Annotated in this window: 31 protein-coding genes; 14 read left to right on the top strand and 17 right to left on the bottom strand. The window is 69.0% G+C overall.

Annotated features, from left to right (window positions below):
- Nucleotide 1: 1 nt before the first annotated feature.
- Both V5740_RS07690 and V5740_RS07695 read right to left on the bottom strand, forming a co-directional pair.
- Entirely contained in the window at nucleotides 2-616 is a 615-nt protein-coding gene (locus V5740_RS07690; protein ID WP_347301915.1) for a hypothetical protein, read from the bottom strand.
- The gene (locus tag V5740_RS07695; RefSeq protein ID WP_347301916.1) at nucleotides 616-1,299 is read right to left on the bottom strand and encodes a hypothetical protein; all 684 of its coding nucleotides are present in this window, start codon (nucleotides 1,297-1,299) and stop codon (nucleotides 616-618) included. The genes V5740_RS07690 and V5740_RS07695 overlap by 1 nt, the downstream gene beginning before the upstream one ends.
- A 242-nt stretch (nucleotides 1,300-1,541) precedes the next feature.
- On the opposite strand from V5740_RS07695, the gene V5740_RS07700 reads away from it, so the two are divergent.
- Nucleotides 1,542-2,528 carry a hypothetical protein gene (locus V5740_RS07700; RefSeq protein WP_347301917.1) on the top strand — a complete coding sequence of 329 codons (987 nt, stop codon included), beginning with the start codon at nucleotides 1,542-1,544 and terminating at the stop codon, nucleotides 2,526-2,528.
- A gap of 9 nt (nucleotides 2,529-2,537) precedes the next feature.
- Here the strand turns inward: V5740_RS07700 and V5740_RS07705 are convergent, their stop codons facing one another.
- The 6 genes from V5740_RS07705 to V5740_RS07730 all read right to left on the bottom strand — a co-directional run bounded on the left by V5740_RS07705 (nucleotide 2,538) and on the right by V5740_RS07730 (nucleotide 6,983).
- Nucleotides 2,538-3,089 (bottom strand): MarR family transcriptional regulator, encoded by a 552-nt coding sequence (locus V5740_RS07705; RefSeq protein WP_347301918.1) that lies wholly within the window; start codon nucleotides 3,087-3,089, stop codon nucleotides 2,538-2,540.
- A 37-nt stretch (nucleotides 3,090-3,126) separates the two neighbouring features.
- Nucleotides 3,127-3,588 (bottom strand): hypothetical protein, encoded by a 462-nt coding sequence (locus V5740_RS07710; RefSeq protein WP_347301919.1) that lies wholly within the window; start codon nucleotides 3,586-3,588, stop codon nucleotides 3,127-3,129.
- A 94-nt stretch (nucleotides 3,589-3,682) separates the two neighbouring features.
- Nucleotides 3,683-4,204, bottom strand: coding sequence for a helix-turn-helix transcriptional regulator (locus V5740_RS07715; protein ID WP_347301920.1), 522 nt, complete (start codon nucleotides 4,202-4,204; stop codon nucleotides 3,683-3,685).
- A 115-nt stretch (nucleotides 4,205-4,319) separates the two neighbouring features.
- Entirely contained in the window at nucleotides 4,320-5,135 is an 816-nt protein-coding gene (locus V5740_RS07720) for a LysR family transcriptional regulator (protein WP_347301921.1), read from the bottom strand.
- Nucleotides 5,136-5,192: 57 nt separating this feature from the next.
- A complete protein-coding gene (gene apaG, locus V5740_RS07725) occupies nucleotides 5,193-5,603 on the bottom strand; it encodes a Co2+/Mg2+ efflux protein ApaG (protein WP_347301922.1) in 411 nt (136 codons plus the stop codon).
- Nucleotides 5,604-5,645: 42 nt separating this feature from the next.
- On the bottom strand, nucleotides 5,646-6,983 hold the full coding sequence (locus V5740_RS07730) for a PAS domain S-box protein (protein WP_347301923.1): 1,338 nt from the start codon (nucleotides 6,981-6,983) through the stop codon (nucleotides 5,646-5,648).
- Between the two features lie 175 nt (nucleotides 6,984-7,158).
- Here V5740_RS07730 and V5740_RS07735 point away from each other — a divergent pair, with 175 nt between their 5' ends.
- From V5740_RS07735 to leuB, 3 genes are read left to right on the top strand one after another with little or no spacing between them, the layout of a single operon-like run.
- The gene (locus V5740_RS07735; protein ID WP_347301924.1) at nucleotides 7,159-7,440 is read left to right on the top strand and encodes a hypothetical protein; all 282 of its coding nucleotides are present in this window, start codon (nucleotides 7,159-7,161) and stop codon (nucleotides 7,438-7,440) included.
- 37 nt (nucleotides 7,441-7,477) lie between these two features.
- Nucleotides 7,478-8,074, top strand: coding sequence for a recombination protein O N-terminal domain-containing protein (locus V5740_RS07740; protein ID WP_347301925.1), 597 nt, complete (start codon nucleotides 7,478-7,480; stop codon nucleotides 8,072-8,074).
- The gene (gene leuB / locus V5740_RS07745) at nucleotides 8,075-9,130 is read left to right on the top strand and encodes a 3-isopropylmalate dehydrogenase (protein ID WP_347301926.1); all 1,056 of its coding nucleotides are present in this window, start codon (nucleotides 8,075-8,077) and stop codon (nucleotides 9,128-9,130) included.
- 27 nt (nucleotides 9,131-9,157) lie between these two features.
- Here the strand turns inward: leuB and V5740_RS07750 are convergent, their stop codons facing one another.
- Nucleotides 9,158-9,508, bottom strand: coding sequence for a hypothetical protein (locus V5740_RS07750; RefSeq protein ID WP_347301927.1), 351 nt, complete (start codon nucleotides 9,506-9,508; stop codon nucleotides 9,158-9,160).
- Nucleotides 9,509-9,594: 86 nt separating this feature from the next.
- The gene (locus tag V5740_RS07755; RefSeq protein WP_347301928.1) at nucleotides 9,595-10,866 is read right to left on the bottom strand and encodes a glycosyltransferase family 39 protein; all 1,272 of its coding nucleotides are present in this window, start codon (nucleotides 10,864-10,866) and stop codon (nucleotides 9,595-9,597) included.
- A gap of 74 nt (nucleotides 10,867-10,940) precedes the next feature.
- Between V5740_RS07755 and V5740_RS07760 the strand changes: the two genes are divergently transcribed.
- Nucleotides 10,941-12,146, top strand: a complete 1,206-nt coding sequence (locus V5740_RS07760) for an aminotransferase class I/II-fold pyridoxal phosphate-dependent enzyme (RefSeq protein WP_347301929.1) — start codon at nucleotides 10,941-10,943, stop codon at nucleotides 12,144-12,146.
- 46 nt (nucleotides 12,147-12,192) lie between these two features.
- On the opposite strand, the gene V5740_RS07765 is transcribed toward V5740_RS07760, so the two are convergent.
- From V5740_RS07765 to V5740_RS07775, 3 genes are read right to left on the bottom strand one after another with little or no spacing between them, the layout of a single operon-like run.
- Nucleotides 12,193-12,498, bottom strand: a complete 306-nt coding sequence (locus tag V5740_RS07765; RefSeq protein WP_347301930.1) for an accessory factor UbiK family protein — start codon at nucleotides 12,496-12,498, stop codon at nucleotides 12,193-12,195.
- Between the two features lie 39 nt (nucleotides 12,499-12,537).
- Complete coding sequence (locus V5740_RS07770; protein ID WP_347301931.1) at nucleotides 12,538-13,035, bottom strand: TspO/MBR family protein; 498 nt, start codon at nucleotides 13,033-13,035, stop codon at nucleotides 12,538-12,540.
- Nucleotides 13,032-13,775, bottom strand: coding sequence for a TlyA family RNA methyltransferase (locus tag V5740_RS07775; RefSeq protein WP_347301932.1), 744 nt, complete (start codon nucleotides 13,773-13,775; stop codon nucleotides 13,032-13,034). Before V5740_RS07775 ends, V5740_RS07770 begins: the two co-directional genes overlap by 4 nt.
- Before the next feature lie 55 nt (nucleotides 13,776-13,830).
- Here V5740_RS07775 and V5740_RS07780 point away from each other — a divergent pair, with 55 nt between their 5' ends.
- The 9 genes from V5740_RS07780 to grxD all read left to right on the top strand — a co-directional run bounded on the left by V5740_RS07780 (nucleotide 13,831) and on the right by grxD (nucleotide 18,601).
- On the top strand, nucleotides 13,831-14,364 hold the full coding sequence (locus tag V5740_RS07780; RefSeq protein ID WP_347301933.1) for a hypothetical protein: 534 nt from the start codon (nucleotides 13,831-13,833) through the stop codon (nucleotides 14,362-14,364).
- Nucleotides 14,364-14,876 carry a hypothetical protein gene (locus tag V5740_RS07785; protein WP_347301934.1) on the top strand — a complete coding sequence of 171 codons (513 nt, stop codon included), beginning with the start codon at nucleotides 14,364-14,366 and terminating at the stop codon, nucleotides 14,874-14,876. Before V5740_RS07780 ends, V5740_RS07785 begins: the two co-directional genes overlap by 1 nt.
- A gap of 376 nt (nucleotides 14,877-15,252) precedes the next feature.
- On the top strand, nucleotides 15,253-16,362 hold the full coding sequence (locus V5740_RS07790; protein ID WP_347301935.1) for a branched-chain amino acid aminotransferase: 1,110 nt from the start codon (nucleotides 15,253-15,255) through the stop codon (nucleotides 16,360-16,362).
- Between the two features lie 13 nt (nucleotides 16,363-16,375).
- Nucleotides 16,376-16,903 carry a DNA-deoxyinosine glycosylase gene (locus tag V5740_RS07795; protein ID WP_347301936.1) on the top strand — a complete coding sequence of 176 codons (528 nt, stop codon included), beginning with the start codon at nucleotides 16,376-16,378 and terminating at the stop codon, nucleotides 16,901-16,903.
- A 2-nt stretch (nucleotides 16,904-16,905) separates the two neighbouring features.
- Nucleotides 16,906-17,070: an isopropylmalate isomerase gene (locus V5740_RS07800; RefSeq protein WP_347301937.1), complete on the top strand. Its 165-nt coding sequence runs from the start codon at nucleotides 16,906-16,908 to the stop codon at nucleotides 17,068-17,070.
- Entirely contained in the window at nucleotides 17,070-17,681 is a 612-nt protein-coding gene (gene leuD, locus V5740_RS07805) for a 3-isopropylmalate dehydratase small subunit (RefSeq protein ID WP_347301938.1), read from the top strand. The genes V5740_RS07800 and leuD overlap by 1 nt, the downstream gene beginning before the upstream one ends.
- The gene (locus tag V5740_RS07810; protein ID WP_347301939.1) at nucleotides 17,678-18,001 is read left to right on the top strand and encodes a DUF1476 domain-containing protein; all 324 of its coding nucleotides are present in this window, start codon (nucleotides 17,678-17,680) and stop codon (nucleotides 17,999-18,001) included. The genes leuD and V5740_RS07810 overlap by 4 nt, the downstream gene beginning before the upstream one ends.
- A gap of 4 nt (nucleotides 18,002-18,005) precedes the next feature.
- Entirely contained in the window at nucleotides 18,006-18,239 is a 234-nt protein-coding gene (locus tag V5740_RS07815; protein ID WP_347301940.1) for a BolA family transcriptional regulator, read from the top strand.
- A gap of 32 nt (nucleotides 18,240-18,271) precedes the next feature.
- A complete protein-coding gene (gene grxD, locus V5740_RS07820; protein WP_347301941.1) occupies nucleotides 18,272-18,601 on the top strand; it encodes a Grx4 family monothiol glutaredoxin in 330 nt (109 codons plus the stop codon).
- 58 nt (nucleotides 18,602-18,659) lie between these two features.
- Here the strand turns inward: grxD and V5740_RS07825 are convergent, their stop codons facing one another.
- The 4 genes from V5740_RS07825 to egtB all read right to left on the bottom strand — a co-directional run bounded on the left by V5740_RS07825 (nucleotide 18,660) and on the right by egtB (nucleotide 22,183).
- Entirely contained in the window at nucleotides 18,660-19,166 is a 507-nt protein-coding gene (locus tag V5740_RS07825; protein WP_347301942.1) for a DUF4142 domain-containing protein, read from the bottom strand.
- A 97-nt stretch (nucleotides 19,167-19,263) separates the two neighbouring features.
- Nucleotides 19,264-19,938: a TIGR02281 family clan AA aspartic protease gene (locus V5740_RS07830; protein WP_347301943.1), complete on the bottom strand. Its 675-nt coding sequence runs from the start codon at nucleotides 19,936-19,938 to the stop codon at nucleotides 19,264-19,266.
- 41 nt (nucleotides 19,939-19,979) lie between these two features.
- Nucleotides 19,980-20,933, bottom strand: coding sequence for an L-histidine N(alpha)-methyltransferase (egtD, locus tag V5740_RS07835; protein WP_347304470.1), 954 nt, complete (start codon nucleotides 20,931-20,933; stop codon nucleotides 19,980-19,982).
- A 23-nt stretch (nucleotides 20,934-20,956) separates the two neighbouring features.
- Nucleotides 20,957-22,183 carry an ergothioneine biosynthesis protein EgtB gene (egtB, locus tag V5740_RS07840; RefSeq protein ID WP_347304471.1) on the bottom strand — a complete coding sequence of 409 codons (1,227 nt, stop codon included), beginning with the start codon at nucleotides 22,181-22,183 and terminating at the stop codon, nucleotides 20,957-20,959.
- Nucleotides 22,184-22,234 lie beyond the last annotated feature (51 nt).

The raw sequence follows: 22,234 nt of genomic DNA on the forward strand, positions 1-22,234 counted from the left end.
ATCAGGAAGTCGGACGCCGGAAAGCGTAGCCGCCTTTGGTAAGCGTATCGTAGATTTCTGCCGCAAGGGCTCCGGCCTCGTCCCGGACCCGTCTAAAGTCGTCCATATCCGCCGCGTATGGCTGGCACTGCGCCTCCACCGCAAGCGCCCGGATCGACTGGCCGAGTAGTTCCCCTTCCCCATAATCGTCGAAATAGTAGGGCGGCTTCAACTCGCGTCTGGCCTTTTCAAATTCGCTGCGGATCTTGCTCACCGCACGCCGGTCACAACGGACAGTAGGCAAAGCGTTGAGCACAAGCGACAGACTTTCTCGATTGTACTTGCGCAAGATGGTCGCATCGAGAGCCATCCGTTGCCGCACATCGGCAAACCGGCCAGCCGCATTGCGGATTATCAAGGTAAGGTTGCCGGTGCGCCCATGCTTGTCGAGCCGCAGCGGCGTGTCGCGGCTGGTCAGGATCGCAGGGGTGCCGGTCGCGGTGAGCAATTCAAACATCTTGCTTCGCACCGCCGCCTCATCAATGGTGAGGGTGATTGGTCCATACTGAGCATCGGCCGGACGCGGCGCCGCTATCCCGCAGAAGATCACCGCGATGGCGACGAGCGTGAAGCGCATCAACGCCCCCCTTGCTCAGACGAGAGCAGCCGCTTGATTGCGGGCACCGCCTGTGCACCGAGCAGGCCGGAGATCAACCCGACATACCAGGTGAACAATTTCCAAAAGGCATCGTGCATCTGACCCGCCAGCCGAACAGGATCGGCATCGTCCACGATGAACGGCAGGTGCGCGATCGGCAGGGGATACGGACCCATGACGTCCGCTGACGTCATGCCGAGGGGAACCTGCAACTGGTACGCCCCGGCCAGCACCACGCACACCGCGGCCATCAGCACGGACCCGCCGATCAGGACATGCCACAGCACGCGCCGCAGACTGTTGCCGACGAAAAAGGCGGGCGGCACGGCCAGGCATAGGGCAAGCGCGGTCTTCGCCGCCTCCGGCATAGCCAGCATGGCGGACCGTGCCACGATCATGCGCGACCATGTCAACACATCGGGCACCTTGACCCGATAATGCAGGATATATTCGACAGCAAAGCCGAAGACCACCGCCGATACAACAACGAAGCTGCCCATCAGCAAAGCCTGCCGGATGCGGATAATATCGCGCTGGTGCTGGTCCGTGTGCCTGGCTGTGGCGGAAAGTTGCGCCGTGTCGCCGGCAGATGGCGTGACGCGATCGAACGCGCCGCCGATCGCTACGCCATCTCGCTCGATCGATGTATCGGACATCGCCACCCCCTAAGCGCAGCCGCGATACACGGCGAAGTTCTAGCCCGGTACTGGCGGACCATTCGAATCGGCGCGCTTCTCTCCCAAGTATCTGCCCTGCGACGACTGCAGTAAAGATGCATTACCATTCATTGCATCCGATCCGGCCAAGTAACCGCGGGGACGCGCAAGCTGCGGCGATTATCGTTTTCCTACAGCCACCTGCCTGTGCCACCGCGCTGCGACTGAGCAGACAGGAGGCAGGGCGGATGGCAGGCAGCAAGCCGGCGGTGTGGCGACCGGGCACAGTCACGATCGAGGAATCGGTCGCCGGATCGAGCACCGGCGAGACGGTGAGCTTCGAGGTTCCGGCGGACCAAGCCCCGCCCCAGATGATGGCGTACCGCGGCCGTCTGCCGACGGAGCAGGCCTTCACCACCTATGAGTCGGGTCACGACTACCTGGTGGAGCCGGCGCGCGGCGGGCAGGCGCTGCCCGGCAACGACACGGCGGAGGCACAAGGGCGAAGGTTCGGCCGGCAGACGTCCTACGTCCACAACCCGCGGCAGATGCCGGTCGAGGGCGACCCCCTGCTGGACTTCGTGCCGGCGCCGCATACCGCGCCGCGGCGCAATTCGATCACCGCGGACCGGCAACGCGAATTCATCGCCGCGCTGGCGGTGGGCGGCATCGTGCTGAAGGCCGCGCTGCATATCGGCGCCAGCCCCGAAGCGCTATACAACCTGCGCAACAAGCCGGGCGCCGAGGGGTTCGCCGCGGCATGGGACGAGGCGGTGGAGCGCGGGTTCCAGCGGCTGGAGGACGCGGCGATTGAGCGGGCGATCTGCGGCGAGAACCGGCTGGTATCCTCGGGCGGCAAGCTGCTCGGCTATGAAACGCGGCACAACGAGGCGCTGGTGATGTTCATGCTGCGCAACCGCCGGCCGGAGCGGTATGGCGGCAGCGGGCGCAGCCCGAAGCTGCCGCCGCTGCGGACGGCGCGCCGGGTGGCTGCGGAGGGTGCCGGGACAGGGGTGGAGGCGGCGCTGCCTGCCGCGCCCGCGCCTGTTCCCGCCTTGCCCGATCCGGCGGCGGAGGAAGCGGAGCTGAGGGGGTGGAAGCGGCGGATGCTGGAGCAGCCGGGCAGCGTGGACCTGCGGCGCTTCACCGGGTTCCAGTTGGAGCGGCTGGAGGCGATCACCCCGGCGGAGGCGTTCGCGCCCGATCCGGTGCCGGACGGGTTGGAAGGCGGCTGAGGTCCGTGCCTACGCCGCCAGCGCCAGCGGGACCGGGCGGGCGGGCGCGGGGCGGTTCGCCTGCAGGTAGGCAGTCATCTTGGCATAGCCCAGTTCCGACAGGCGCACGAAGCAGCGGCGGCCATCGCGGCGGTCCGCCTCCCGCAGGAGCAGGCCGTTCTTCTCCAGCTGCTTCAGCCAGCGCAGGGCTGTCGTCTCCGGCACGCCCGCGCCGAGGCAGGCGGCGGTGACGGACACGCGCTTGCCCTGCCGGTCGCAGATATACAGGTCGAGCAGGATGTCCCAGGCGGGTTCGCCGAACAGGTCGCCGTCGAAGAAATCGCGCCGGCGCTGGCGTTCGCGGTAGATGTCCTGCGCGACCACCAGCCAGGCGTCGCTGTCATTGCCATAGGCGTCGAACGCGGCGCGGTCCGCCTCCGCCGCGTCGCGCGCGGCGACATCGGCGGCGAGGCGCATGGCCTGGTTGCCGAGCATGCGGAGCTGGCGGGTCAGCGCGGCCATGTCGGCGGCGACGTCGGCCGGGGTGGAACCGATGGTGGCGGGAACTGGCTGGACGCTCATGCCGCGAACTCCGGCAGGCGGGCGCTCAGGCTGGGGCTCAGGCCGGGGCGGGCGGTGGTCGCCAGTCGGGATAGGGGCCAATCCGCCGCTGCCGCCGCCAATGCGCCGCCGTGCCGCAGGCCAGCGTGATGATGACGAGCAGCGTGGGCGGCTCCACCATGATCCAATAGGCGAGCGTCATGCCCGATGGCACGATCCACGCGGCGAGGTGCCCGAGCACCGCGGTCAGCATCAGCGCGGCGGCGACCAGCGGCCACACCCGGTTGGCGCGGATCGCCAGCACCGTGAACACGGCCAGCTCCAGCGCGTTCACCGCGAACTGATAGGGCTCGAAACCCAGGAACCTGAGCGGGCCGAAGACGGCGGCGCGAACCTCGTCCGCCACGAACACCGCCAGAAGGAGGGCGCCGGCCACCCGCTCCGGCCCGCCGCCCCGCCACACGGCGAGGAAGTAGACCGCCAGCGACAGGCTGGAGATGAGGATGGTCAGCGGGTGCACGAAGCGTGCCCCCCTCTGCCGCCAGTATCTTCGCCACGACCCCGACCATTGCCAAACCCCCAGAGGCCCGACCGTGCGATGGGACGGGCGCCAGTCACCGGACGCTGGCCGAAGGGGGCGGCGGGGTGGCCATGCTGCGCGACAACTGGTCGTACATCATCACCGCACCCAGCACGACGAAGACGAGGAGGACCGCGAGAACCGCGATGGCGCCCAGCCGCATGATCGTGCCGCCCTGTCCTTCGAACAGGTCCGGAGCGACGCGGTGATCCGCCGGGCTGCCTTCCCCGGCCGGGGCCGGGGCGGGCGGTGCCGGGGGCGCCGCATCGTTCGCCCCGCCGATATCCACCGGACTAGGCACGACCACGATACGGGGTTCTTCATATGTCGGCGGCCCGGATGTTTCACCATGCCCGTTAGCCATGCCATCCAGCAGCGCGCGGTAGGCGACGGCGACCTCCCCCCGGCTTTCCACGCCCAGCTTGGTCTTGGCGAACTGGATACGCTGATCAACCGTATGGTGGGAAATACCGAGTTCGCGCGCGATCTCCTTGGAGGTCTTGTGCGCGATCAGGAGATCGAGCACCTCGCGCTGCTTATCCGTAAGGGCGTCCAATCGTGCCCGTATGTCAGAGTCTGACATATGCCTTCCGCGCCCTTATGTACCGCTGCGGCACATCTAGCGACGCATGCGGGCGAGGGGAAGTGTGCTTTTGGTGCGCCGAAGCGACTCAGATGGTTGCCGCGGGGGTAACGAGATGCACCACCAGCGCGCGCACCTTGGCCTGGCGCCATTGCGGGCGCGGGGCGACCAGCCAGTAGGCGCGGCGGCTTTCGGCGGGCGGGCCGAGCGCCTCCAGCCGGCCGGCGGCCAGCGCCTCCTCCACCAGCGGCAACGGCAGCGTGGTGCGGCCGAGCCCGGCCAAGGCCGAGGACAGCGCCTGCCCCGCATTGCCGACCTGCAGCAGCACGTCGGCCGCCTCCCCTTCCCCCTCCGGCTCCGGACAGCCGGGCCAGGTGATCCAGCCGGCGGGCGCGCCAGGCGCGGCGACAGTCACGCGGCGGGCGGGGGAGAGTTCCACGCCTTCCAGATCGTCCGGGCCTTCCACCAGGCGCACGGCGGCATCGAGGTTCGCCTCCGTGAAGTCGGCATCCTCCTCCGCCACCAGCTGGAACCGGACCTGCGGGTTCGCCGCGCGGAAGCTGGCGAGCCGGGGCGCGAGCCATTGGGCATAGAATTCGCGCGGCACGGCGAGCGCGAAGGCGTGACTGGACTGCCCCGCCTGCATCGCCTGCACAGCCTCCTCGAACCGGAGGAATCCTTCGCGCAGCGGGTCGAGCCCCGCCTCCGCCTCCCCGGTGAGTTCCAGCCCGCGACTGGTGCGCCGGAACAGGACCACGCCCAGCACATCTTCCAGTGCGCGGATCTGCTGGCCTACGGCGGCGGGCGTCACCGCCAGCTCGTCCGCTGCGCGGGTGAAGCTGAGGTGGCGGGCGGCGGCGTCGAAGACGCGCAGGGCGTTGAGCGGGAGATGCGTGCGCTTCATGCCATGCGATCTATTGCGCCCGGCGGCAGGCGGCAAGACGCGGGCGGCAACGGGACGCTAGCTGGCAGTCGCCGGCGCGGCGAGCGGGAAGAAGGGAATGGCGACCTCGAACGGGGTGCCGTCTTCCGCCAGGAAGCCGTAATGCCCTTCCATCGAGCCGGTGCGCGTGGTGAGTTCGCAGCCGGACACGTAATCATGCGTGCTGCCGGGGGCGAGCACGGGCGTTTCCCCCACGACCCCTTCCCCATCCACCAGGCTGACGACGCCGCGCCCGTCGGTGATGCGCCAGTGGCGCGTGGCGAGCTGCACCGTGTCGTCGCGGTTGTTCTCCAGCCGCATGTGATAGACCCAGAACCACCGGCCGCCCGCGACGCGGGACTGGTCCGGCATGAAGGTCACGGCCACGCGCACGGTCACGCCGGCGGTGATCGCCGCGTGCTGGAACATGTTGGCGAGCAGTTCTGCCATGGCGCGGGAGAGTAAGGCCCCAGCCCGCAAACGGCAACAGCGCTAATCCGCCAGCACCGATCCATCGAGATCGAGGCGCCAGACCACACCGCCTTCCGCATAGTCCAGCGTGACGGCGCCATTCAGATTGTGACGCGGCACGTCGCGGATCAGCGTGGTGCCGAACCCCTTGTGATCGGGTGGCGTCACCGGCGGCCCGCCGCTTTCGTGCCACCAGATGGAGAAAGCCGAGCGGTCGGGAGCGCAGGTCCAGCCGATTGCCACATGCCCCCCGGTGACGGACAAAGCGCCATATTTCAGCGCATTGGTGCCGAGTTCGTGCAGCGCCATGCCGATCACCTCCGCCGCGCGCGGCGTCAAAGCGCAAGGATCGCCGCCGGAGACCACTTCGCCCTGCGCGGCTTCCACGAAGGCGAGTTGGCTGCCGACGAGTTCGGCCACCGGCACGTCGCGCCAGGCGCGGCGGACCAGGATGTCCTGGTTCACCGCCAGGCTGCGCACGCGATCTTCGAACCGGGCGATGAATTCGGCCTGCCCCGGCGCGGAACGGCGGGCCAGCGCCTGCACCGTGCTGAGCATGTTCTTGGCCCGGTGGTTCACCTCCATCAGCAGGAGGCGGATCTGTTCGGCCTGGTCGCGCTGGTCGGTGATGTCGGTATTGGTGCCGACATAGTTCACCACCTTGCCGGCATCGTCGCGGATCGGGCGCGTCCGGCACAGGAACCAGCGATAGCTGCCGTTGCTGGCGCGCAGAGGATAGGTATCCTCCCACGCCTGCTCCCCCGCGACGGCAGCGAGGAAGCCCGCGACCACCGCATCCGCGTGATCGGGATGGATCAGGTCCTGCGCGACCTGCAGGGGTGGCGACGTCGCGGGATCGACCCCGGCATAATCGTACCAGCGCCGGTTGTACCATTCGGGCCGGCCGGTCGCATCGGTGATCCAGGCGAGCTGGCTGATATTGTCGGCCAGCATCCGGAAGCGCTGTTCGCTGGTGGCAATGCGGCGCGTGTCTGCCAGATGCTGCCCGGCATCCCGCGCGATCTTGCTGGCGCCGATGATCTGCCCCTGCCGGTTGCGCACCGGCGACACGGTGACGGACACGTCCAGCAGTCGCCCGTTCTTGCCGATGCGCTGCGTGAAGAACTGCCCTACCCGCTCCCCCGCGCGGATCCGGTCGAGGATATGATCCTCCTCGTGCTGGCGATCGGCGGGCAGCAGCAGACGGATCGACTGGCCCACCATCTCCGCCGCGGAATAGCCGAACAGCCGTTCCGCCGCCGGGTTCCATGCCTGCACGATGCCGTCGGTGGTCTTGGCCACGATCGCATCGTCCGATCCCTGGAACAGCGCGGAGAACAGATCCTCTGGTTCGATCACGCGGTCAGCTTTTCCATCGGATGGGCAGGAACTTGATGCATCTTCATACGGACGCGGCCGCGGAAAGCAATCAGCCCCGGCGCACGGGGCCGAGGAGTGCGCGTGCAGCGCGGCAAGACGTTGGGAACATTGGCCGATCGCGGGCGGTTGTGCCCGGTGAAAGCGAGGACGCGCAATGTTTACGCAACTCAACCCGCCCATGCCGCTGCATGTATTGGGCAAGGGCGACGGGATGGCGATCGGCATGATCGACTACGGCCCCGAACACAATCTGATCTGGGTCACCGCCATCGACGGCACGGGCGAACTTTGGTGCGCCCCCAACCCGCAGGTGCGGATGCAGAAGAACTGGACGCTGGGCCGGCCGGAAAACCCGCTGGTGACGCAATCCAAGGCGGAGCTGCGCGCCAAGGCGGCGGCGCCCGCGCCCGACATGGTGGTGGCGGCGCCCGCCTGACTTGCCCTGAGCGTCGCCGGGCGGCAGGGCGGCGGCCATGCATCTGCGTTGCCCGGCCCTGCTGCTGTCAGCCCGCGCCCATGGCGAGACGGCGACGATCGCCCGCGCGCTGACCGAGGAATATGGCGTTGTCGCCGCCTATGTCGCCGGTGGGCGTGGGCGACGGCTGCGGCCGGTGCTGATCCCCGGCAATCTCCTGGACCTGCAGCTCTCCGCGCGAAGCGAGGCGCAGCTGCCCTTCGCCACCCCGGAATTGCTGCGCAGCCGCGGGGCACTGCTGGCGGAACCGCTGGCGGCGGCGGCGATCGGCTGGGTCACGGCGCTGACCGCCACCGTCCTGCCCGAACGCCAGCCCTACCCCCGGCTGTTCGCCGGACTGGGCGGCCTGCTGGATGCGATCGGCACAGCCGGCGCGGCACGCGACTGGTTGCCGGGCCTGCTCGCCTACGAGACGCTGGTGTTGCGCGAGCTGGGCTTCGGCGGCACGGCGCCGGTACCCGGCACGCTGGCCGAGACGCTGGCCGGGCTGGACCGGCTGCGCCCGCTGATCGAGCGCTACCTCCTTGCCGACCGGCGCGGCGATGTTATGGCCGCGCGCACCCGCCTGCGTGGCCTGTTGTCCAGGATGGAATAGATGAAGATTGCCTGCCTGCCCGGTGACGGGATCGGTCCCGAGATCATGGCGGAGGCGTTGCGCGTGCTCGACGCGTTGGGCCTGCCGGTCGAGGTCGCGCATGGCGACGTGGGTGGCATTGCCTACCGCCGGCACGGCCATCCGCTGCCGCCCGAGACGCTGGCGCTGGCGAAGGATGCCGATGCGCTGCTGTTCGGCGCCGTGGGCGATCCCGAATGCGACAATCTGGAACGGCACCTGAGGCCCGAACAGGCGATCCTGGGGCTGCGGCAGGCGCTGGGCCTGTTCGCCAACCTGCGCCCGGCCAAGATGTTCGCGGGGCTGGAGCATCTGTCCGCCCTGCGCCCCGAAGTCGCCGGCGCGATCGACCTGCTGATCCTGCGCGAGCTGAACGGCGACGTCTATTTCGGCGAGAAGGCGATCCGCACGCTGGACGATGGCCGGCGGCAGGGCTTCGACCTCATGTCCTATGCCGAGGACGAGGTGCGGCGCATCGCCCATGCCGCGTTCCGCGCAGCGCAAGGGCGGCAGGGCCGGCTGACCAGCGTCGACAAGGCCAATGTGCTGGAAACCAGCCAGCTATGGCGCGACGTGATGATCGAGGTTGCCGCCGAATACCCCGACGTGGCGCTGACCCACATGTATGTGGACAATGCCGCCATGCAGCTGGTGCGCAATCCCGGCCAGTTCGACGTGATCGTCACCGGTAACCTGTTCGGCGATATCCTGTCCGATCAGGCGAGCATGTGCGTCGGTTCCATCGGCCTGCTGGCCAGTGCCGCGCTGGGCGCGCGGCAGACGGAGCATGGCACGCCCGGCCTGTTCGAGCCGATCCATGGCAGCGCCCCCGATATCGCCGGGCAAGGCAAGGCCAACCCGCTGGCGATGATCCTGTCGCTCGCCATGCTGCTGCGCCATGCTTTGGGCCAGGAAGCGGCCGCCGCGCGGGTCGAGGCGGCGGTGGCGGCGACGCTGGCCGACGGGATCATGGGCGCGGATCTGGGCGGCAGCGCAGGCACGCGCGAGATCGGCGATGCGGTGCTGGCGCGGCTCTGATCCGCGCCAGCCCGTGATCACCCCTGGTTAGCGGCGACCGCCGTAGATCACCCGTCCGCCGTAGCGATGGGCAACCCGCTCCGCCTGGCGGCAGCTGGTGGCCGCGGGCTGGTGACCAGGGGGGCGGCCCTCGAACCACACGCGGCAGGTGCCGGCGCGCGGCAGGTGGCCCGGCGGCACGCCATAGCGACCGACGCCGTTACCATTGTTGCCGCGGCCACGATCGTCATAGCGGTCGTAGCGATCATGTCGGTCGTTCCGGTCGTAGCGATCGTGGCGTTCATACCGGTCATGACTGCGCCCGTGCTTCGGATCGGCCGAAGCCGGGGTGGCGAGCGCCGTCGCGAGGACGGCCGTGGCAAGGATGAGTTTCTTCATCGAACTTCTCCGACTTGGATCTGTGTGGGTAACGATCCTCGTCGTTCATGTATCCGTGCTTTTTAATGAACGGAAACTGACAGCGACTAGACCCAGCTGTTCAGCCATGCATAGGCGCGGAAGCCCTGCGGCCCTTGCAGTGGGCCCGCGGTCAGCACCGGCCAGAACCAGGCGAGCAGCGCCAGCGCCCCAAACGGGATCGCCAGCACGCTGCGCCAGCCGCGCTGCCACAGCGCGTTCAGCGCCAGCGCCAGCGCGGCGGTCGCGAACAGGCCGGGCAGCGCATAATGGTAGAAGAACTGCACGTTCTTGGCCGTGACCAGCCACAGCCCCATGCTGGCGGCGTAGAGGAGCACCACCGCCAGCGCGTCCGCCCGACCACGCAGCCCCGCCCAGACGCACCAGCCGAGTGCCGGCAGCGCAGGTAGGTGGACCAGCGGGTTGCCAATCAGCATCACCCCGCGTTGCGCGCCATCGACCGGTTCGTACAGGTACCAGATCGCCCGCCAATCCAGCACCCATTGCCACCAGCGGCTCTGATACGGGTGGCCGGGCAATGTCTGGTGCTGGAGGCTCAGCATCTGGCGGTGCTGGTCGATGAGGCCATGCCAGCCTTGCAGCGGCTGCACCTCCACGAACCAGTAGGGCGCGTAGCTGGCGGCATAGACCGCCAGCGGCACGGCGCCGAGCCACAGCGCCGCCTCCGCCAGGCGCATGCCGGGCACCGGCGGGCCGCGGCGGGTGAGCAGGCCGGGCCAGCCGCAGGCGCGGAGGCGCGCGGCGGCGAAGGCGAGGCCGGGCAGGACGGCGACGGGGATCGCGTTCCACTTCGTCGCCATCGCGCAGCCGAGCGCCACGCCCGCCAGCGCCAGCCGCCAGCGGCCCTGTTCCGGCTGGCGCACGGCGGCGGCGCACATCCACAGCGCGACGGCGACGCCCGCCAGCATGAACACGTCGAGCATGGCGATGCGCGCCTGCACCAGCAGCGGGAACCCCGCCGCCGCCAGCACGCCGCCCGTCAGGCTAGCGAAGCGTGTGCCGGCCGCAAACCACATCGCGCGGGCGAACGCCCACAGCGTCAGCACGCCCGCCGCCCACGGCATCACCCGCCAGCCCAGCGGATTGTCGCCCAGCAGCGCCATGCCGCCCGCGATCAGCTCCTTGCCGAGCGGGGGGTGTTCCGGGTTGGCGATGTGCGTCAGTCCCAGCAGCGCGCGCGCGGCGGGGAGATAATGCACCTCGTCGAAGAAGGGCGCGGACGGGATCGTCAGCCGCCAGCCGGCCAGACACGCGAAGACAGCCACCAGCAGCGCCGTCCAGCCGAGGGGATCGCCGGCGCGGGTGGGCGGGCTGCTCATGGCCGGGGCCTACAAACGGGCAAGCGGGAGGGCAAGCTTGCCCCGCGCGGCGGCCTTCCGTAATGCCCGCCCTCATGAAGAAGACCACCGGACAGGACCGTTCCATCACCGCCGCCTGGCGCCCCGCCACCCAGGCTGTGCGCGCGGGCACGATGCGGACCGAGCATGGCGAGACCAGCGAGGCGCTGTTCCTCACCAGCGGCTACACCTATGACAGCGCCGAGATCGTGGCCGACCGCTTCGCCGGCGAGGCGCCGGGCATGGTCTATTCGCGCATGCAGAACCCCACCACGCAGATGCTGGAAGACCGCATCGCCGCGCTGGAGGGGGCCGAGGCGTGCCGGGTGCAGGCGACCGGCATGGCGGCGATGAGCGCCGCGATCCTGTCGCACCTGTCCGCCGGCGACCACATCGTCGCGGGCAAGGCGGCGTTCGGGTCGTGCCGCTGGATCGTCGACAATCTGCTGCCCCGCTTCGGGATCGAGGGCACCACGGTGGACGCGCGCGACAATGCCGCTTGGGAGGCGGCGATCCGCCCCAATACCCGGATGTTCTTCTTCGAAACGCCGGCCAACCCGACCATGGACGTGGTCGACATGGCGCATGTCTGCGCCCTCGCCCGCGCGCACGGCATCACCACGCTGGTCGACAACGCCTTCGCCACCCCCGTGCTGCAGCGGCCGATGGAGTTCGGCGCGGACATCGTTGCCTATTCCGCGACCAAGCTGATGGATGGCCAAGGCCGTGTGCTGGCAGGCGCGCTATGCGCGTCCGAGCAGTGGATCACCGATGTCCTGATGCCGTTCCAGCGCAATACCGGGCCGATCCTGGCGCCGTTCAACGCCTGGGTCGTGCTGAAGGGGCTGGAGACGCTGGACCTGCGCGCCAGGCGGCAGAGCGAAAATGCGCTGGCCGTGGCACAATTCCTGGAAAGCCGGGGCGTGGAGGTGCTGTATCCGGGGCTGCCGAGCCACCCGCAGCACGACCTTGCCATGCGGCAGATGGTCGCCGCCGGGCCGATCTTCGCCTTCTACATGGCGGATCGCGGGCAGGCCATGGCGCTGCTGAACGGGCTGGGGCTGATCGACATCAGCAACAATATCGGTGATTCCAAGTCGCTGATGTGCCACCCGGCGACCACCACGCACCACAATATGGGGCCGGAAGGCCGCGCCGATGCCGGCGTGACCGACGGAATGCTGCGGCTGAATGTCGGGCTGGAAGATCCGCTGGATCTGATCGCGGACCTGGATCAGGCGCTGGACCGGATCGGCCGGTAAGGACCAGTACGCCGCCCCAGACCTGATCCGGGGCGGCCACAATCTGTTATACGCCTTCGAGCGGGTCGATCCCGGACGAGTCGGTGGTGGAGGTGGTCGTGGCGCCGGCGGAAAGCTGCGCCTCCAGCGCGGTGACGCGGGCCTGCAGCTTCTCCGCCTCCTCCCGCGCGCGAGCGGCCATGTCCTTCACCGCGTCGAATTCGTCGCGGCTGACGAAGTCCATCCCGCCGAACGCCTCCTTGAAGCGTTCACGGGCGGTCTCCCGCGCTTCCCGCGTCATGCCGGCGAAGGTGCCAGCGGCGCTGTTGGCGAGCTTGACGAAGTCGGCGACAAAGGGGTTCTGGCTCTGCATGCCTGCTATCTGGCGTGGGCCGCGCCCTGCTGCAAGTGGCTAAGCCGCCGGATTGAGCTGCAGGAACCGCCAGTTCAGGACCGCCGCGAACAGGACCCATGCCAGATAGGGCAGCAGCAGCACGCCGGCAGCCTGCCGCACGCGCAGGAACAGCACCAGCGTCACGATCAGCGCCACGTCCAGCGCCAGCAGGATCGCGAGGGCCAGCCCGATCCGGTGCCCTGCGAAGAAGGTCGGCGACCAGGCGAGATTGAGCAGGAGCTGCACGGCAAAGGCGGCGAGCGCCCGGCGGCGCAGCGCGCTGTCGGGCGAGGCGCCGACCAGCGCCAGCGCGACGCCCATCATCACGTAGAGGATCGGCCAGACGATCCCGAAGGTCGCGCCCGGCGGATTGATCGCCGGCTTCACCAGCGCCTGGAACCATGGATCATCGGCCGACGAGCCGGAGGCGAGGCCCGACAGCGTGCCGAGCAGCAGAACCCCCGGCACGCAGAAGATCAGCCAGCGGGCCAGCGACGGATTGCGGCGGGTGGTCATTCCCCGTTCTTACGCGCGCTGACGAGAAATTCCACATTCCCCTCGCTGCCGGTGATCGGGCTGGGGATGATGCCGGCGACCTGCCAGCCGACGGTGCCGAGCCAGTCGGCCACCTCCTGGCAGACACGGTCGTGCAGCGCGGGATCGCGCACGATGCCGCCCTTCCCCACCTCTTCCCGCCGAACTTCGAACTGCGGCTTGATGAGCGCCACCAGCTGCGCGCCCGGCAGCGCCAGCGCCAGCGGCGCCTCCAGCACCTTGGCGAGGCCGATGAAGCTGGCGTCGCAGACCACCCAGTCGCAACCTTGCGTGATGATGGCAGGCGTCAGGTCGCGGGCATTGGTCTGTTCCAGCACGGTGATGCGCGGGTCCTGCCTGAGCTTCCAGTCGAGCTGGTTGGTGCCGACATCGACCGCGAAGACATGCGCCGCACCGTTTTCCAGCAGCACTTGCGTGAAGCCGCCGGTGCTGCTGCCGATGTCCATCGCCACCGCGCCCGTCGGGTCCAGCGCAAAGTGTTCCAGCGCATGGGCGAGCTTCACCCCGCCACGCCCGACCCAGGGATGGTCGCGCCCGCGCACGTCGGGCACGGCATCCGCCGCGACCTGCTGGCCCGGCTTGTCGATCCGCTTGCCCCCCACGAACACCAGCCCTGCCATCACCAGCGCCTGCGCGCGGGCGCGGCTGGGGGCAAGGCCCCGTTCCGTCAGCAACTGGTCGATCCGCGTCTTGCCCGCCATGGGTCGGGACCTTTAGGAGCGGTGGTCACGTTTCGCCAGCCTGACGAGAAAGCCCATGAAGACAGCCCTGATCCCCGCGCTCACACTCGCCCTGCTGCCCGCCGCCTGCAACCAGCCGGCCGACGAGGCGGAGGCGCCGACCCCGGCACTGACCAGCGCCGCGCAGCCCACCACGGCCGCCGATGGCGAGGCGCTGACCGCCGGTAGCTGGCGGATCGAGGAGGCGGCCAACGGCGCCAGCGCCGCGTTCGTCACCGCTGGCGGCGCCCCGCTGTTCCGCATGGTGTGCCGCCGCGCGGACCGGGCGATGATCCTGACCCGGTCGGGCGTGGATTCGGCCGTGACCGTCTTCCGGGTGGCAGCCGGCGGCATGTCGGCGGATGTCACCATGAACCCCGCCGGGCCGGAGGCGGGCGGCGACGCCGCAACGCGCGCCGGCGAAGTGGAGGCGGTGGTCGATCCCGGCCAGCCGATCCTGGCAGCCTTCGCCGACCCCGCTGCCACCATCCGCATCACCGCGCCGGGCGTGGCGCCGCTGCATCTGCCGAGCCATAGTGGCACGATCCGCGTTGTGCAGGCATGCAGCTGATGAGATCCCTCCACCTCCCCGTCGTGACCCTGCCCGCGGTGCTGGCGCTGGCCGCCTGCGTGCCGTCCGTGCCGCAGCCGACCCCGGCGCCGCCGCCGACCCGCACACCCGCGCCCGCGCCGGCGCCCGCGCCCGCCCCGCCGCCGCCGCCCAGCAACTGGATGGACGCGGCCCAGACCGCGGGCGACTGGCGCTACGCCGCGGGCAGTGCGAGCTTCGCCGATGCGGGCGGCCGCGCGCTGTTCACGCTGGCGTGCAGCAACGGTCAGGTGACGCTGGCGCAGCCCGGCACGGCGGCGACGCAGATGGTGGTGCGCAGCGAGGCGCTGGACCGCACGCTGGCGGCCGGCGTCGCCGGCGGTGCGACGACCGCTACCCTGCCGGCAGGCGACCGGCTGCTGGACGCCATGGCCTTTTCCAAGGGCCGGTTTGCCATCGAGGTGCCTGGCGCCGCGCCGCTGTACCTGCCCGCCTGGCCGGAGGTGACGCGGGTGATCGAGGACTGCCGCTAGGGAGCAATACGCAAGCTGCGCGGGGGTGTGGAAAAATCGCGCGACGGCCCTTGCTTTGAAGCGCCGGCTGACTCAGATTACCGCCAGGTCCGGCGAAGCACGCAGGGCCCGGCCACCGGTGAAACGGCGGCATGGCTATCCAGCGCGAAAGGAGGTGATCCGATGTCTCATGGTTCAGCAGAGAGGTCGGTTAAGTCCCGTGCGGAGCATTATCGGTAATCTGATCTATCGCCGATAGAGGCTTCGTGGGCGGCACTTCCGGCCGCTGACCATGTGAAGGGCGGTATCGCGATGCGCGGTGCCGCCCTTCTCATTTCTGCGCTCTTGCCTCCGCCAGTGGAGCGTCTTACGCGCATGGTCCAGGAGACAAGAGCCCATGGCCGACGCGCAGACCTTCACCCCCAGCCTCAATATCGCCACCCTGCCCCACCCCGCCCCCGTGCCGGGCGCCAGCCGCGAGCAGGCGATCGCCGACCCCGGCTTCGGCAAGATCTTCACCGATCACATGGTGGTGGTGGAATGGAGCGAGGCCGAAGGCTGGCACGGCGCGCAGCTTGGGCCCCGCGAACCCATCGCGCTCGATCCCGCGGCCGCGGTGCTGCATTACGCGCAGGAGATCTTCGAAGGGCTGAAGGCGTATCGCCTGGCCGATGGCAGCATGGCGCTGTTCCGGCCGGAGGAGAATGCCCGCCGTTTCAACGCCTCGGCGCGCCGCCTCGCCATGCCGGAACTGCCCGATGGCCTGTTCGTGGAGGCATGCCGCGCGCTGGCGCTGGCCGACCGCGACTGGTTCCCCAAGGTCGATGGCGGCTCGCTGTATCTGCGCCCCTTCATGTTCGCCAGCGAGGCGTTCCTGGGTGTGCGCCCGGCGAAGGAATACAAGTTCGTCGTGATCGCCAGCCCGGCCGGCAATTACTTCAAGTCCGGCGCCCCGGCGGTGTCGATCTGGGTATCCGCAGACTACACCCGCGCGGCCCCCGGCGGCACGGGCGCTGCCAAGTGCGGCGGCAATTACGCCGCCAGCCTGGTGCCGCAGGCTGAAGCCATCGCCCGCGGGCATGACCAGGTGGTGTTCCTGGACGCGGCCGAGCACAGGTGGATCGAGGAACTGGGTGGCATGAACCTGTTCTTCGTGTTCGACGACGGCACGCTGATCACCCCGCCGCTGGGTGGCACGATCCTGCCCGGCATCACCCGCGACAGCCTGCTGCTGCTGGCGCAGGAGGAAGGGCTGAGTGTGCGGGAGGAACGCTATTCGCTGGACCAGTGGCGCACCGATGCCGCCAGCGGCCGGCTGGTGGAAACCTTCGCCTGCGGGACCGCCGCGGTCGTCACCCCGGTGGGCCGCGTCGCGGGCGAGGATGGCGAGTTCACCATCGGCAGCGGCGGCCCGGGCCAGACGACTCAGCGCCTGCGCGAACGGCTGGTCGCCATCCAGCGCGGCACCGCGCCCGATCCACACGGCTGGGTGAAGCGGCTGGATTGAGGGTGATGCGGGCGTGACCCGCAAATCCTCCTTCCCGCCGGTCGTCGCGCCTGACACTCGGCTGCTGATCCTGGGCAGCCTGCCTGGCGAACGCTCGCTGGCGGCAGGGCGGTACTACGCCCATCCGCAGAACCGGTTCTGGCACCTGGTGGGCCATGCTATCGGCCTGGACTTGCCCGCGCTCGCCTACGAGCAACGGCTGGCTGCGCTGCTGGCGCATGGGATCGGCCTGTGGGATGTGGTCGGCTCCGCCACCCGCAGCGGCAGCCTGGACAGCGCGATCCGCGATCTTGCCGCCAACCCGCTGGCGGAGCTGGCCGGCACGCTGCCGCAGTTGAGCGCGGTGGCGTTCAACGGCGGCGCGGCCGCGCGGATCGGCACGAAGCTGTTGGCTGGCCGCGGGCTGGAGCTGCTCTCGCTGCCCTCCTCCAGCCCGGCCTACGCCGCAATGACGCTGGCGGAGAAGGAACGCCGCTGGCAGGTGATAGGAATGGTTGCAGGCAAACGCTTGCGAGTCCCGCCGCGGCAAAGCATTGGATAGGCATGATGACCGACAAGGATCTGGGAACGGGCGGCAAGGCGGCGATCGCAGGGGCCATCGGCTCGGCCGCGCTCGCCGCGGTGCTGCTTTATGTCCGCCACCGCAAGGAGCGCGAGGAGCGATCGCGCTACACCAACCCCGCTGGCGAAGCGCCGGAGACCGATTGATGGAGCCGGTGCGCGCGATCGAGGGGCGGGCGATTCCGTTCGGCCTGAAGAATGTCGATACCGATCTCATCATCCCGGCCCGCTGGCTGAAGACGATCAGCCGCGAAGGCCTGGGCGCCGGCGCGTTCGAGGCGGTGCGCAGTGAGCCGGGCAACGTGTTCGACGATCCGCGCTTCGCCGGGGCGCCGATCCTGATCGCGGGCGACAATTTCGGCTGCGGCTCCAGCCGCGAACACGCCGCCTGGGCGCTGGCCGACATGGGCGTGCGCGCGGTGATCGCGCCCTCCTTCTCCGACATCTTTTCCGGCAACGCGTTCAAGAACGGCATCCTGACGGTCGCCCTGCCACAGGAGGCGGTTGATCGCCTGATGGAGGTCGCTGAGACCGATCCCGTCGCCATCGACCTGGAGCAGCAGAGCGTCACCACGCCGTTCCAGGATCGCTTCACCTTCCCCATGGACCCGTTCCGCAAGCATTGCCTGCTGAACGGCCTGGACGAGATCGGCTTGACGCTGGCGCGGGATGCGGCGATCGCCGGGTACGAGGGGCGGCTGGCGGCGGCGCAGCCATGGCTGGTGCGCGGCACCGGCCTGCAGGGGGAAGCAGCATGACCGATTTCGAAGATCGCCGTCGGGCGGAAGAGGCCAAGGCCGCGCTGGACCACGAGACCGCGTTCCGCATCCTCGCCCGGCGCAACCGCCTGCTGGGGCAATGGGCGGCCGAACGCATGCGGCTGACGCCGGAGGAGACCGACGCCTATGCGCGCGAGGTCGTGCATGCCGAATTCGACGAGGGCGGCGACGAAGCGGTGATCCGCAAGCTGCTGGGCGACCTGACCGCCGCCGGCGTCGATGCCAGCGAGGGCGACCTGCGCATCGCGCTGGAAGAGCAGGCCGTGATCGCCCGCCGTCACTTCATGGGCGAGGGCTGAGCCGATGGCGATGCCCGCGGCCGAGATCGAGGCGCTGATCCGCGCCGCCCTGCCCGACGCCGACGTGGCGATCGACGATCTGGCGGGCGACGGGGACCATTACCGCGCCCGCGTCACCAGCGCGTCCTTCGCCGGCCTCAGCCGCGTGAAGCAGCACAAGCTGGTCTATGACGCGCTGGGTGGGCGGATGGGCGGCGAACTGCACGCCTTGCAAGTGGTGACGGCTGTTCCCAACTGAGAACCTGCCACAGATCAACTGGATTACCCATCATGCCCGACGTCAATGCCCGCCTGTCGCAGATCGTGAACGACAACGAAGTCGTCCTGTTCATGAAGGGCACGCCCCTGTTCCCGCAGTGCGGCTTTTCCAGCCGGGCGGTCGCCATCCTGGACCACTGCGGCATCGCCTACGAAAGCGTCGACGTGCTGCAGGACATGGAGATCCGCCAGGGCATCAAGGCGTTCAGCGACTGGCCGACCATCCCGCAGCTCTACGTCAAGGGCGAGTTCGTCGGCGGCAGCGACATCATGATGGAGATGTACGAGGCGGGCGAGCTGCAGCAGCTGATGACCGAAAAGCAGATCGCCCGCGCGGAATAATTCACCGACGATAAGTTGAGGGGCCGGGTGCGATATGTCGCCCCCGGCCCTTTTTGCGTCAGGCGCGCATCTTGCCCAGCAGCGTCAGATGTTCCGTGATCTGGCCGCGCGCCAGCATCGCCACATGGCGCGTGGGCATGTCGCGGCCATTCGCCAGATAGGCTTCCTGGATCTGCAACAGCCGCTGGTGTCCGTCGATCTGCGCCGCGACATAGGCGCGGTCGAACGCACGGCCGCTGGCATCGTTCAGCCGGGCCATCACCTCCTGCTCCATCGCGCCGGGCGGGGGCGGGGTCATGTTCTTCGATTCGCTGATGATCTGCGCGATGGTGGTCTGTTCGGCGACCTCGAAGCCGGCGAATTCCTTAACTGCCGCGCTGCGGCCTTTCTGCAGGGCAAGCTGGCTGGTCATCAATGCCAGACCACCGGTGCGCAGCGTCTCCATTGCATGGGTGCGTTCCGCGTCACCCGTGGCGGCCTGCGCCCAAGCCGCCATCGGAACGCCCGCACCCGCCGTGGCGAACGCGCCCAGCAGCAAAGCTCCACCAAGTTCTCGCCTGTTCATGCCCGGCTCCTTCTCGTGCGACGGGATGGCCGCTACGGCGAAGAACCGGCACCTGCCGATTTGGAAACAAAGCTAACTTATCTGAACGACTTACGTGTCACCCGCCCGCCTCCAGCGGGGTCTGCGGATTGTGCGGCACCAGGATCATGGTGTCGCCTTCCACCCGCCAGCTGGCGAGGCGGGAGAGCAGGTTCATGCCGATCACGTTGGTCGGGCCCAATCCCGGCGCGATGATCGCGTCCAGTCCGCGCGCGGTGACGTTGCCGAACCGCAGCTCGCCAATATTGGTGAGTTGCGCCGCGACCGGGCCGTTCGCCGTCTGCATCCGCACCGGCAGCCCGCTGCTGCGCCCTTCCAGTCCGGCGGCAGCGGCAGTCTCTGCGGAGACTGCGGTCAGCGTGGCGCCGGTATCCACCAGGAACCTGGCAGGCGTGCCGTTGATCTCCCCGCGCAGCCAGAAATGGCCGTCGCGCGCCAGTTGCACCCGCGTCTCGTTCCCCGCCACGGTCTGTTCCGGCATGCCGAGTTCGGGCACCGCCAGTTCGAACCGGGGGTCCATGCGCGATAATTGCAGCACCACCATCGCCAGCACCGCCATAAGCCCCAGCGTACTGCCCGCGCGCAGCAGCCGGCCGACCGAAGGGATCCAGCGCATCAGCACGGACCCCAGAATGCCCACCACCATGGCGGCGATCGCCGCCATCAGCAGGCCCGACTTGGGCAGTTCGGCGATCGAGTGGGAAAGCTGATCCCAGACGGGGGCGAAGTCCATGATGCCTATCTAGGATCGGCCGGCCGGATTTTCACTATCCCTCACGGTGCGACATGCGGGGCCGCAGCCTCCGCCAGCAGCACGCTGAAGCGCCCTTCCCGATCGGTCCAGCGCTGCCGCGGCAACCAGCAGCCCGCATGCAGCAGCAAGGTCTGGCTGTACCTGTCGTATTTGTGGCTGTTCTCCGTGTGGATCGTCTCCCCCGCAGCCATTGCGAAGTGCTGCCCGGCGACCTCGAACGCGATGTCCCGCGCCGCCACCAGATGCATCTCGATCCGGGCAAAAGCATCGTTCCAGCGCGCCTCGTGCCGCAGATGCTCCAGCGGCAGGGTGCCGGCGAGGTCGCGGTTGATGCGGGCCGCCAGGTTCAGGTTGAAGCGCGCGGTGACGCCCGCCGCATCGTCATAGGCGGCGACCAGCACGGCCGGGTCCTTCACCAGATCCATGCCGATCAGCAATTGCGCCCCCGCGCCCAGCGTCTCGCGCATGGCCCGCAGCAGATCGACCGCCTGTGCCGGCACCATGTTGCCGATGGTGGAGCCGGGAAAGAAACCGAGCTTCGGCAGATGCGCGACTTCGCGAGGCAGCTTAACGCTTTTTGTAAAATCGGCCTCTACCGGATGGACAGGCAGATCGGGAAACTGCGCCTGCAGCGTCGCAGCCGACGCGCGCAGAAAGTCACCCGCGATGTCGAGCGGCACGTAGGCGGCCGGCCGGATCGCGTTCAGCAGCAGCGGCGTCTTGACGGAGGAGCCGGAGCCGAACTCCACCACCGCCCGCCCCGGCTCGATCAGCCGGGCAAAATCCGGCCCACAATCCTGCAGGATCGCGCGTTCCGCCCGCGTCGGGTAATATTCGGGGAGGCGGGTGATCTCCTCGAACAGCTCGCTGCCGATATCGTCGTAGAACCAGCGGGCCGGGATCGCCTTGTCCGGCAACGACAGCCCGCGCAGCACATCGTTCAGGAAGGGGGCATTGACCGCTTCGGCCGCCATGCGCGGCTCCGCCAGGTCGGCCCTCACAGGTCGCGCGCCAGCCGCACGCCGGTGAACTGCCAACGCTGGTGCGGGTGGAAGAAATTGCGGTAGGTGCCGCGCGAATGGCCGCGCGGCGTGGCGCAACTGGCGCCCTTCAGAACCCATTGGCCGGCCATGAACTTCCCATTGTATTCGCCCACCGCGCCTGCCGCCGGGCGGAAACGGGGATAAGGCAGGTAGGCGGAGCGGGTGAATTGCCAGCAATCGCCGAACAGGTGATCGCCGCCCACGGGCAGCGGCGGGGCGGCATCGTCCAACTGGTCGCCCCCATCGGCCGCGTGGGTCACGGCGATCGCCTCCCACTCGAATTCCGTCGGCAGGCGGTGGCCCGCCCAGCAGGCAAAGGCGTCCGCCTCCCAATAGCTGACATGCGTCACCGGGGCGGCGGGGTCGCGGGGTCGCCAGCCGGAATGGGTGAAGACCTCGTCTCCACGCCAGTAGAGCGGGGCGTCGATCCCGTCGCGCTGCACCCAGTCCCAGCCGTCGGACAGCCACAGCGACGCGGTGCGGTATCCGCCATCGGCGATGAAGGCGGCCCATTCGGCATTGGTCACCAGCCGGTCGGCCAGGGCGAAGGGCTGCAGCAGCGCATCATGCGCCGGCCCCTCGTTATCGAAGGCGAAGCCTGCGCCATCGTGGCCGATCCGCACGATCCCGCCATCATGCCGCCACCAGCCCTGTGGGCGCTGTTCGCTGAGGGCGACAGGCTGCGCCGGCCACATGGCTGGCGCGGCGGGGTTGCTCCAGAACGCATGCTTGATGTCGGTCAGCAGCAATTCCTGGTGCTGCTGCTCATGCGCGATGCCGAGTGCCACCAGCGGCGCCAGCGCCGGATCGTCCAGCAGCGGGTCCATGGCCGCGTCGACATGGGCGCGCCATTCCAGCACCTCCACCAGCGCGGGACGCGACAGCACGCCGCGGCTGGCGCGGGCGATGCGGGCGCCCTCCGCCTCGTAATAGGAGTTGAACAGGAACGGCCAATCCTGCCGGAACAGGCGGTAATCGGGCAGGTGGTCGCGCAGCAGGAAGGTTTCGAAGAACCAGGTCGTATGCGCCAGGTGCCACTTGGTGGGCGAGGCATCGGGCATCGACTGCACGGTGGCGTCGGCATCCGACAGCGGTGCGGCCAGCGCCGTGCTCAGCCCGCGCGTGGCCGAGAACCGCGCACGCACGGACGCGTGATGGTCCGGCGCCGCGTTGCGCGCAATGGTGGCCACGTGAACCTCCCCGTCCAGGCACCGTGCGAACGGAAGCCGGTA

The sequence above is a fragment of the Croceibacterium sp. TMG7-5b_MA50 genome, assembly GCF_039830145.1.
Lineage (GTDB): Bacteria > Pseudomonadota > Alphaproteobacteria > Sphingomonadales > Sphingomonadaceae > Croceibacterium.

Coding starts and splice junctions, on each gene's coding strand:
- V5740_RS07770 (WP_347301931.1), bottom strand. CDS start 13,035: ATGACCACCCGCCGCAATCCGTCGCTGGCCCGCTGGCTGATCTTCTGC.
- apaG (WP_347301922.1), bottom strand. CDS start 5,603: ATGGCAGAACTGCTCGCCAACATGTTCCAGCACGCGGCGATCACCGCC.
- V5740_RS07830 (WP_347301943.1), bottom strand. CDS start 19,938: ATGGACTTCGCCCCCGTCTGGGATCAGCTTTCCCACTCGATCGCCGAA.
- leuB (WP_347301926.1), top strand. CDS start 8,075: ATGAAGATTGCCTGCCTGCCCGGTGACGGGATCGGTCCCGAGATCATG.
- V5740_RS07765 (WP_347301930.1), bottom strand. CDS start 12,498: ATGCAGAGCCAGAACCCCTTTGTCGCCGACTTCGTCAAGCTCGCCAAC.
- V5740_RS07750 (WP_347301927.1), bottom strand. CDS start 9,508: ATGAAGAAACTCATCCTTGCCACGGCCGTCCTCGCGACGGCGCTCGCC.
- V5740_RS07810 (WP_347301939.1), top strand. CDS start 17,678: ATGACCGATTTCGAAGATCGCCGTCGGGCGGAAGAGGCCAAGGCCGCG.
- grxD (WP_347301941.1), top strand. CDS start 18,272: ATGCCCGACGTCAATGCCCGCCTGTCGCAGATCGTGAACGACAACGAA.
- V5740_RS07740 (WP_347301925.1), top strand. CDS start 7,478: ATGCATCTGCGTTGCCCGGCCCTGCTGCTGTCAGCCCGCGCCCATGGC.
- V5740_RS07780 (WP_347301933.1), top strand. CDS start 13,831: ATGAAGACAGCCCTGATCCCCGCGCTCACACTCGCCCTGCTGCCCGCC.
- V5740_RS07790 (WP_347301935.1), top strand. CDS start 15,253: ATGGCCGACGCGCAGACCTTCACCCCCAGCCTCAATATCGCCACCCTG.
- V5740_RS07815 (WP_347301940.1), top strand. CDS start 18,006: ATGGCGATGCCCGCGGCCGAGATCGAGGCGCTGATCCGCGCCGCCCTG.
- egtD (WP_347304470.1), bottom strand. CDS start 20,933: ATGGCGGCCGAAGCGGTCAATGCCCCCTTCCTGAACGATGTGCTGCGC.
- leuD (WP_347301938.1), top strand. CDS start 17,070: ATGGAGCCGGTGCGCGCGATCGAGGGGCGGGCGATTCCGTTCGGCCTG.
- V5740_RS07700 (WP_347301917.1), top strand. CDS start 1,542: ATGGCAGGCAGCAAGCCGGCGGTGTGGCGACCGGGCACAGTCACGATC.
- V5740_RS07785 (WP_347301934.1), top strand. CDS start 14,364: ATGAGATCCCTCCACCTCCCCGTCGTGACCCTGCCCGCGGTGCTGGCG.
- V5740_RS07755 (WP_347301928.1), bottom strand. CDS start 10,866: ATGAGCAGCCCGCCCACCCGCGCCGGCGATCCCCTCGGCTGGACGGCG.
- V5740_RS07775 (WP_347301932.1), bottom strand. CDS start 13,775: ATGGCGGGCAAGACGCGGATCGACCAGTTGCTGACGGAACGGGGCCTT.
- V5740_RS07720 (WP_347301921.1), bottom strand. CDS start 5,135: ATGAAGCGCACGCATCTCCCGCTCAACGCCCTGCGCGTCTTCGACGCC.
- V5740_RS07705 (WP_347301918.1), bottom strand. CDS start 3,089: ATGAGCGTCCAGCCAGTTCCCGCCACCATCGGTTCCACCCCGGCCGAC.
- V5740_RS07735 (WP_347301924.1), top strand. CDS start 7,159: ATGTTTACGCAACTCAACCCGCCCATGCCGCTGCATGTATTGGGCAAG.
- V5740_RS07690 (WP_347301915.1), bottom strand. CDS start 616: ATGCGCTTCACGCTCGTCGCCATCGCGGTGATCTTCTGCGGGATAGCG.
- V5740_RS07825 (WP_347301942.1), bottom strand. CDS start 19,166: ATGAACAGGCGAGAACTTGGTGGAGCTTTGCTGCTGGGCGCGTTCGCC.
- V5740_RS07800 (WP_347301937.1), top strand. CDS start 16,906: ATGATGACCGACAAGGATCTGGGAACGGGCGGCAAGGCGGCGATCGCA.
- V5740_RS07760 (WP_347301929.1), top strand. CDS start 10,941: ATGAAGAAGACCACCGGACAGGACCGTTCCATCACCGCCGCCTGGCGC.